Raw genomic sequence first — 8,677 nt, 5'->3', positions numbered from 1 at the left:
TATTTGTTACAGCACCTGTGCTGTTTGTGAAGATAGTAAACTGTACCAATCGGAAACAGTTGGGCGTTCTGCTAAATCTGCAAAAGTGATTTCTTTCCCTTCACGACGCCACTTCTCTACTAAACTCATAATTCTGACCGAATCAAGCCCTCTATTTAGTAAGTCCTCATCAATATCAATACTCTCTACTGGCTCACGAAGTAGTTGTGCAACTAGTTCATGCACTTCCTGTATAGTGATTCCTTCACTCTCATCACCTTTTACACTTTGTAAATCGTTTAATAGTAGGTTTGTTGATGTCGTTACTGCACATCTATTAGATGCATACTCCAATGCTTGTTTATGATGCTCTAGTGAAAAATCAGCAACTGCATCTGCTACAAAGAACGGCTGAATTCCATCCATAAATGCTTCACAAGCTGTTAAAAGGCAGCCAATATGCGCATAAATACCGCAAATAATGAGTTGATCTCTTCCTTGTGCATTTAAAATTTCTAATAGATTTGTCTTTTTAAATGCACTATATCTCCATTTTGTTAAGAATATATCATCCTCGTCAGGAGTAAGTTCATCGACAATTTTCTTTTTATCTGGTCCAGCAGGAATACCGTCACCCCAGAAGTCTTGTAATAACCCTCGTTGTTCTAACGTTTGTCCACCAGGTTGTGCTGTATAAACAACTGGTATGCCAAGTTCCTTACATTTTTCTCTTATCACCTTGATATTTGAAATGAGTTCTACTTTCGGTGACTCTTTATCGCTATATGCATCAAGAAAATATTCTTGCATGTCATGAATTAAAAGTACTGCACGTTTCTGGTCTGGTGTCCAATTCACTTTATTTTTTGGTAGTTCTGATTCAATTGGCATTTTATATACTGAAATAGATGGAATAGCCATCTAATCACTTCCTTCCGGTTTTTATTATTGTTTTACTGTAGTAAGTTTTTCAGCAATGACTTTACGTAGTTCTTTTTTGCTGACTTTTCCGACTCCTGTTTGCGGGAATGATTCAATAAATTCAATTCGATCTGGAATCTTATAAGCTGCTATACCGCGTTCTTTTAAAAACATTTTTAATTCACTTACAGTCGGAGCTTGTCCACGAGCTATAATAAATGCACAAGTACGTTCTCCTAAATAATCGTCAGGCATAGATACAATCGCTACATCATGTACTGCATCATGTGCTAATAGATGATTTTCAACCTCTTCCGCAGCTACTTTCTCACCACCACGGTTAATTTGATCTTTATCTCTTCCTTCTACAATGATGTAACCTTGTTCATTTACTTTTACAAGATCACCTGTACGATAAAATCCATCCTTTGTAAATGATCTTGCATTATGCTCTGCTGCTTTATAATATCCACGAATTGTATATGGCCCTCGTGTTAATAAACTACCTATTTCACCTAATTTAACGTCGTTATCATTTTCATCAACGACCCTTACTTCATCAAATATAGACATCGGTCTACCTTGTGTATGAATAATGATTTCTTCCGGATCATTTAATCTTGTGTAATTTACTAACCCTTCTGCCATACCGAAAACTTGTTGCAACTTGCATCCAAATGTAGGTTGTATACGTTTTGCAACTTCAGCGCTAAATTTAGCACCACCTACTTGAATTACTTCTAGGCTCGATAAATCGTTATTACGAGAAGATGCAGCATCAAGCCATATCATTGCTAATGGCGGAACGAGCGCTGTAATTGTAACTTTTTCTTTTTCGATAAGAGCAAATGCCTCATCTGGACTACCACCAGTTGCCAATACCACTTTTCCACCCGCATAGAAAGTTCCAAATGTCCCTGGAGAACTCATTGGGTAATTGTGTGCTACTGGAAGAACTGCCATATAGACGCTTTCTGCATTCAAATTACAAATTTCAGCGCTAACACGTAAACTATAAATATAGTCATCATGTGTTCTAGGAATTAATTTAGAAAGACCGGTTGTCCCTCCTGATAATTGGAGAAATGCAACATCACTTGGCTGAACTTCTGGTAATGAAACGGGATCCATATACAGATCATTTATGTTCACAAACTCTTCTTCTTCTCCCACTACAATTACATGTTGTAAAGTTGGCACTTTCTCTTTCACTTCTCTTGCTAGTTTTCGATAATCAAAACCGAGAGCCTTATCTGAAATAACGTAAGCGCTCGCCTCGCCAAACTCACAAAAATAACTAATTTCACTGCTTCGATGTGAAGGCAGTGCAAAGACAGGAAGCGCTCCAATTCGAAATAGCGCAAAACATATTTCAAAAAACTCGATAATGTTAGGTAACTGGATTACAACTCGGTCCTCTTTCTTTATTCCTAAATTCAGTAAGCCTGCAGCTAAGCGATCTACCTTTTCATCCAGCTCACTATACGTTATATGCGTATTACCACTTACAACTGCAATTTGATCCCCATATGTTTCAGCACGCTCTTTTAACATCGAGCCAAATGTTTCTCCAAGCCAACAGCCTTCTTCTCGGTAACGATTTGCAAATTCTTTTGGCCATTCCGTATAACCTTCTAACATTTTTTCTTCCCCCTATTTTTCATTAAGTGAACTATCATTTAACCCTAAAGCTTTCAACATCGTTTGAAATTTAGCAGAGGTTTCTGCTAACTCATCTTCCGGTTTTGACTCAGCAACAACTCCCGCTCCTGCAAATAATCGAAGTGTATTTTCTTGCACTTCAGCACAGCGAATTGTAACAATCCATTCACCATCTCCATTTAAATCGCTCCACCCTAGCATTCCTGTAAAGAACTCGCGGTCAAATGGCTCAATATGCTGTATAGCCTCTCTTGCCTTTTCCATCGGAGTTCCGCAAACTGCTGGCGTAGGATGAAGGGCAATTGCTAATTGTAAAGAAGAAGTATTTGGATCCTTAAGTTCACCTTTCACTTCTGTAGACAAATGCCACATCGCTTCACTATGAATAACTGATGGCTTTTCTGGAACATGTAATGTATGACAATACGGACGAAGTGCAGCGGCAACCGCTTCAACTACTACCGCATGTTCATGTAAATCTTTTGGAGAAGAAAGTAATTCCTCTGCTCTTCTTTTATCTTCTACTGGGTCCTCACTACGTGGCCTTGAACCAGCTAACGGGTTAGAAATAACTTGCATACCATTACGTGAAACGAGTAATTCAGGGCTTGCTCCAATTAACGTCTTACTGTTCTCTTTTTTATCTTTCGGTAAATTCACAGCAAATGTATAACCATGCTTATTATGTTCTGCTAATTCTCGAAGAAGTTTTTGCTTATCAATCTTTTCGGAAGATTTAACATCTAACGATCTAGATAGAACGATTTTCTTTAAATCACCGTCCTGTATTTTTTCAATCCCTTTCTTCACACCATTCATATACACTTCAGGGTCTGGTACTGGCGTCATTTCAAATGTTAAGTTCTCATTTATTTCAAGCTGATTTGTTGTATCCAATTGTAAACGCTCGGAAATTCTGCTATATTCTGGTACGATAAGTTGGACTTCTTTTCTACGATCAAATGGCAAAGCACCCACAACGATAGGATTTGGATTTCCAGCTTGTTTCGCATTACTTAATGTCGCTTGCACAAGCTCTGGGAAACTTTCAATTTCAGGATGCTTTACTGTAGTAAACTCTCCTTCTGCTAATATCGTTCGAGTTGGTGAAGCAAAAAAGAATGAAGATTCAGTCTTATAATCTTCTAAAAGTTTTTCTGACAATTCCTTTACAGCTGTATGTTCATTCATAGTATAATTACCTCCTGAATTTTTTTTATTAAACTCCTAACGTAGCACCGCCATCGACACATAAATTATGCATTGTAATATGACTTGCTCTATCTGAAGCTAAGAATAACACTGCTTCAGCAACTTCTGAAGGTTGTGCGATTTTTTGTAATGGAATTCCGAGTCTATATGTATTTTGAGAACCAGCAATTATATTTTTAGCTCCATTCTCATCAGCCCATAGTAATCTTTGCATCTCAGTTTCAGTAGAACCTGGTGATACTAAATTACAGCGAATATTGTACGCTGCAAGTTCTAAACCTAAACACTTCATAAACATCGTCGTGGCAGCTTTTGATGCAGCATACGCTGCCATCTCCATTCTCGGGGTATTTGCTGCATTTGAACCAACTGTAACAATTGCCCCTGATTTTCTTTGTATCATATATTTACTAACTGCTCGGGACATATAGAAAACTCCCGTAGAATTTACAGAGAATGTTTTATTCCAATCTTCATCACTTAAAGAATGAATCGCTCCCATACGTAAAATCCCAGCAACATTTACTAATATATCTATTGGTGCTATATCATTTTCAATACGCTTTACTATACCTTCAACAGCGGTACTATCACTCACATCTAAACGAAGTGTTTTCATACGTGTTTCATTTAATTCATTTTTATTAAAAAGTACGTTTAACCCCTCTTCATTTTGATCAACCGCAATAACTGTAGCTCCTCTTTCTAAAAACATTTTGGCAACAACACTACCTATACCTTGAGCTGCACCTGTTACTAAAACAGTTTTCCCATCAAATTCCCCTAAGTTCATTTCCTCTATCCTTTCATTTGAAAATTAATCTAATTAAACAAATAATGATAATGATTATCATTATTGATGTAAAAAATAATACACTTACTAAACTAATTGGTCAAGTGCACTTTTCATTAAAATATTATTCATTGATAATGTTTTTCATTTAACGTTCTTACATCGAAATGATAATCTTTCTCAATAAACTTGTCAACCTATTTTTATTTTTCAGATAAAATATTTTAGTGATTTTCAATACAATTACATCTAAAAGTATTAATAAGTACTTACATTATAAATAAAATTCAAACTCCTCATTTTAAAATTGAAGAATATAAACTATAGATACGTTTATTTATAATGCTTTCTGAAAAACTCAAGTATTTATTTTCTCAATATTTTTCTGAAAATATATCTTGCAAACATCAATGAATGTTTTCTTTATTACTTAAGATTTAATACATATTTCAAATACGATGTATCGATTTATTATATTCCAGTATAATCCAAATGGATATTTCACTCGCTTTCATATGCAAAAAAACCAAAAAGTAATTTAACCTTGTTAAAATAACTCAAAAAAGCACCCTATTTAACAGGATGCTTTTTCGTAATTATAGTGTTATAGAAGATTTATATACTTATGCTACGCTGCGATAATCTTCTTCTTGTTCTTTTTTCTGTTTAGGTGCTTGAATTAAAATTGCGATAATGAATGACACGACACATAATACACCGATCACCATGAAGGTTGGTTTGAATCCACCTAGAAGTGCACCGATAAAGGAACCTGCAAGCGCCCCAAATCCAAATCCTTGATACACAATTCCGTAGTTCTTACTATGGTTTTTCATACCGAAGAAATCACCAACAATAGCTGGGAAAATAGTGATATTTCCACCAAAACAAAACGCTACACTTGCTACACATACGAAGTAAATACCATAATTTAAATCTACAAAACTTAGAACTAAGACTGAACTCGCCATAACAACAAAAGTACCAGTAACGATTTTTAAACGGCCAATTTTATCCGATAATGGTCCTAGAATAATACGACCTAATGTGTTGAATATTGCAACCATAGCCACTGCATTAGCTGCTGTTGCTGCGCTAAGTCCTACAAGTTGAACACCGATGTCTTTTACCATACCAATTAAGTATAAGCCACTCATACATGATGTAAATAACATAATAAATAATAAGTATACTTGTTTTGTGCCTAACATTTCTTTCGTTGTATATTCCTGAGTTTTCGTTTCATGAACTGCTCCTTGATCTGAAGCTTGATGGATTAAGCAAGCGCCAATTACAATCATAGCTGTAACAATCAAACCCCAGTATATAAACGCTTGTGATACACCAACTGATTCAATCAACTGTGCGTTAACGTATTTAAAGATTAAGCTACCTGAACCATATGCAGAGACAGAAATACCAGCAATTAAACCTTTTCGCTTTGGAAACCACTTTATTAAATTGGATAGTGAAGTGATATATGCTGTACCATCTGCATACCCTACAACAACTCCTGCTAGTACATAAAGCAATATTAATGAGGAAGCTTGTGAACTAAGTATTAATCCTAGTCCTAATGCTAGTCCAGCTACCATAATAAGTTTACGAAGTCCCCATTTTTCTTGCAATTTACTCGCAAATAAAGTTGAAAATGCTAAGGAAAGACTAGTAATTGAGAAAGTTATAGCAACTGCGTTAAGACTCCAACCGTATTTACTAACTAAAGGCTGATTGAATAAACTCCATGTATATATCGTTCCAAGCCCCATTTGTACTATGACTGTGCCAAGGACAACAAGCCATGGATTAACAGTTGATTTTTTCATACCTTTCCGCCTCCTCTTTCTATTTCAATGCTTTTCGCTAAGTCTTGTTTTTTTATGTTCATTTTGGTCATCTCTTTTGAATTAACACCTTCATTGTATAAGATGTTCCCGCTTATGTAAGCACTTACAAGATAGAGCGTCAAAAACATGGAATCAGTTACAGAAAACGAAGGACGAAATACAAAAAACTACTGATTAAATACGTAAGTAGCTTTTATCATGGTTAGCTTCAATGGGGCTTACAACTTTTTTATCATCTTCTTTTATAAAAATTATGTCTCATTTTATACCATTGCTAGATTGTAAAACTTTAAGTTTCCGATACAAACAGAAATTTTTTTCACACTACGATGTACTTTATTTAAAAAAACCACAAATATTTTTTTGATAAATAAAACTAAATATTCACTAATATACCTATACGTGGTTTAATATATATAATAAAAAATATTTCTGTCTTTAATGAGGAGGTACTATGAAAGCAAACGTAGGGGATACTATACTTTTTCAACGAAATAATTTAAAGATTACAGGATCTGTACTAAAACTATATACTGAATCGGTCTTAGTTGAAATTACAGATGTAAGCGGTGGTACTTTTGAATTTGATCGAACAATTGTAAATCATAAAAACTATAAAATTTTAAATACGAATACATAATACAACAAAAAATAGCCCCTGCTCACCAGCAGCGGCTATTTTATATGAAAACACTTCATTAGTTTATATATCCTAAAACACTTACAATCTTACTCGCTTTTAAATTGTTAATGTGATAATAAATTTCTAAACCTCTTCTCTCAGCTCGTAACACTTTACCTTTCATTTTTGATAAATGTTGCGAAACAGTCGATTGTGGAATATTCAGTAATTCTGTTAATTGCGTTACATTACAAGTTTTTCTCGTACTTAATTCATTTACAATTTGTAAACGGATTGGGTGTGCCATAATTTTTAAAATATCTACATCTTCTTCTGAAACTGAACCTTTTCTCATTTCACTCGTATATGTTGTCATAAGACATTCCCCTTTTATATGAATTCCTTTTATTTAGATCTATTTCCAAAATATTTAAAACTCCGATGTGAAACCTTTATATAAAAATAATAGAATTTTAAATTTTAAAAAACAGAAATACATTCAATTCACTTTATTTATTTGGTACATATACATAATACAATGTTAATATGTGCTCTATGTGAAGTTAGCATAAATTTGTAATGAAGATTTTTCAAACAATTCACCTCTAACTATATACTTCCTCCTAACACTATCCAGTGATTTTAACATATTTTAGGCGTTTGTATATACTATCTACAAAACAAATGTTGTTTAGAGGGAATTCAAATGCCAACAATGTTACAAGAAGAAGTTGAAGAATCACGTGAAACGTATGTTAGTCATATCATATTGGTCAGTGGGTCAGCTTTATTTTTAGTGGGTGGTGTTGGTGTTATATCAGCAAATTCGGCTTTTAAAGCTTATAATCGTTTGGAGAATACACCGCGTTCTACAGATAACTCCTAAGTGAGTTATCTAATTCTAAATAACAAATAAATGCCTCCTCTATAAAGAGGTGGCATTTATTTTATTATAATAAGTTCTATACTAGAAAATCATAAACAATACTTTGAGCATGATTCTTTTCCCCTATCTACACATCACACTTTACTGCCCAAACACAGCTTTCATTCTCCGCATAGCATGTACTAAAAAGGAGGTACGCGCTTAATATGTCAAACTATTATTACGATCGTTCACATAAGTACTATCGGAAGAATTGTAAAAATTTCGCGTATACATAGGCTTTATTTACAATAAGGTAGATTTTATTTTACATAAATATCATTGTACTAATCTAAAATTTCTGTATTTACATTTTTTCTTTTTATCTTATAATTTTAACCAATAAGGAGATTGATAATATGGGAGTTTGTGTAGACTTATTTAAAGAGTATGAAAATAAAGAGGAAGTCGTTTATCGTTTTTTCCCTTGTGAAGATGAAGAAAAAGCAGGGAAAATTCAATTTAATAAACTAGAAAAAAAATCTGTAGAATTAGAACCAGCTAAAGGTGAAGGGGCAAATTATTATTTTCTTAAAGCAGTTGGTGCTATCCAAAAACATGTAAGGAATTCACCTGATTCAGTTGAATTCCCTGAATTCTTATTTTCACAATCGTAAAAATAAAAACAAGCTCTCAGTATGGAGTGACCCCTGTCAAGTAGACAGTATTTAAAAAGCGCAACTAAGCAACCTGAGTTCTATATTTATATGGACTCA

The 8,677-nt window shown here is 34.1% G+C and carries 9 protein-coding genes; 3 read left to right on the top strand and 6 right to left on the bottom strand.

Annotated elements, in window-relative coordinates:
• Nucleotides 1-6: 6 nt before the first annotated feature.
• From V7S50_RS12840 to V7S50_RS12820, 5 genes are all read right to left on the bottom strand, one after another.
• Nucleotides 7-900 (bottom strand): isochorismatase family protein, encoded by an 894-nt coding sequence (locus V7S50_RS12840; protein WP_242253112.1) that lies wholly within the window; start codon nt 898-900, stop codon nt 7-9.
• Nucleotides 901-924: 24 nt separating this feature from the next.
• Nucleotides 925-2,541, bottom strand: coding sequence for a (2,3-dihydroxybenzoyl)adenylate synthase (locus tag V7S50_RS12835; protein WP_242253111.1), 1,617 nt, complete (start codon nt 2,539-2,541; stop codon nt 925-927).
• A 12-nt stretch (nt 2,542-2,553) separates the two neighbouring features.
• Entirely contained in the window at nt 2,554-3,753 is a 1,200-nt protein-coding gene (gene dhbC, locus V7S50_RS12830) for an isochorismate synthase DhbC (RefSeq protein WP_242253110.1), read from the bottom strand.
• Nucleotides 3,754-3,781: 28 nt separating this feature from the next.
• A complete protein-coding gene (dhbA, locus tag V7S50_RS12825; RefSeq protein ID WP_242253109.1) occupies nt 3,782-4,567 on the bottom strand; it encodes a 2,3-dihydro-2,3-dihydroxybenzoate dehydrogenase in 786 nt (261 codons plus the stop codon).
• A 623-nt stretch (nt 4,568-5,190) separates the two neighbouring features.
• Nucleotides 5,191-6,393 carry an L-lactate MFS transporter gene (locus V7S50_RS12820; RefSeq protein ID WP_242253108.1) on the bottom strand — a complete coding sequence of 401 codons (1,203 nt, stop codon included), beginning with the start codon at nt 6,391-6,393 and terminating at the stop codon, nt 5,191-5,193.
• 475 nt (nt 6,394-6,868) lie between these two features.
• Between V7S50_RS12820 and V7S50_RS12815 the strand changes: the two genes are divergently transcribed.
• Nucleotides 6,869-7,054 carry a YkvS family protein gene (locus V7S50_RS12815; protein WP_000646788.1) on the top strand — a complete coding sequence of 62 codons (186 nt, stop codon included), beginning with the start codon at nt 6,869-6,871 and terminating at the stop codon, nt 7,052-7,054.
• 58 nt (nt 7,055-7,112) lie between these two features.
• Here V7S50_RS12815 and V7S50_RS12810 read toward each other — a convergent pair whose 3' ends face one another.
• Complete coding sequence (locus tag V7S50_RS12810) at nt 7,113-7,412, bottom strand: ArsR/SmtB family transcription factor (protein ID WP_063223377.1); 300 nt, start codon at nt 7,410-7,412, stop codon at nt 7,113-7,115.
• 330 nt (nt 7,413-7,742) lie between these two features.
• Between V7S50_RS12810 and V7S50_RS12805 the strand changes: the two genes are divergently transcribed.
• Together V7S50_RS12805 and V7S50_RS12800 are read left to right on the top strand one after the other, a co-directional pair.
• The gene (locus V7S50_RS12805; RefSeq protein ID WP_242253107.1) at nt 7,743-7,922 is read left to right on the top strand and encodes a hypothetical protein; all 180 of its coding nucleotides are present in this window, start codon (nt 7,743-7,745) and stop codon (nt 7,920-7,922) included.
• A 398-nt stretch (nt 7,923-8,320) separates the two neighbouring features.
• Nucleotides 8,321-8,578 carry a hypothetical protein gene (locus V7S50_RS12800; RefSeq protein WP_063223379.1) on the top strand — a complete coding sequence of 86 codons (258 nt, stop codon included), beginning with the start codon at nt 8,321-8,323 and terminating at the stop codon, nt 8,576-8,578.
• The last annotated feature ends 99 nt before the right edge of the window (nt 8,579-8,677 follow it).

Source organism: Bacillus sp. CCNWLW194 (assembly GCF_037120585.1).
GTDB classification, from domain to species: domain Bacteria; phylum Bacillota; class Bacilli; order Bacillales; family Bacillaceae_G; genus Bacillus_A; species Bacillus_A basilensis.
This window is presented reverse-complemented; position numbering and strand designations above follow the sequence as displayed.